Source organism: Virgibacillus carmonensis (assembly GCF_057836705.1).
Genome location: NZ_JBYQFJ010000444.1, coordinates 1 through 505, shown reverse-complemented (window position 1 = coordinate 505; position 505 = coordinate 1). Strand labels below are relative to the sequence as shown.

Sequence of the window (505 nt, the reverse complement as noted above, 5' to 3'; positions counted from 1 at the left end):
CCGACCGCCGGAAAATACATGCCCTCATCAGCTAAATACTCCTCTCCGTTCAAACAAAACCAAATACCAGCAACGCTCACCCCTATTTACAGTCAACAAACCGTACATTAACTCCAACATACATAGTCCCACCGATTTCGGATAACCTAAACAAAGATATGTGGTAAAAAGGGGTTGTCATAAATGGAAAATCTGCTGCCAATTTTTCTGGATTCAGTCTTCGGCTTTATTGCCTTGTTTTTGCTGGTAAAAGTACTTGGAAAAACACAAATTACGCAACTAACGCCATTTGACTTTATAGCCGCCCTGATCCTTGGAGAGCTTGTGGCCGGAGCCTTGTTCGATAAGGACATCGGCATAGTGGAAATCGGTTTCTCGCTTTTTTTATGGGGGACAATGTTATTTATTACGGAAACTATTACTCAAAAATATAAGGGGACACGCGGATTGCTTGAAGGCCAGCCCTCGATCATCATCCGCCATGGGCAACTCATTCGTGAGGAAA

Annotated in this window: 1 pseudogene; it reads left to right on the top strand. The window is 43.4% G+C overall.

Features of this window, described 5'->3' with window-relative positions:
- Positions 1 to 183: 183 nt before the first annotated feature.
- Positions 184 to 505 (top strand): annotated as a pseudogene (locus AC3G7N_RS22800) (DUF421 domain-containing protein); the annotation flags it as partial.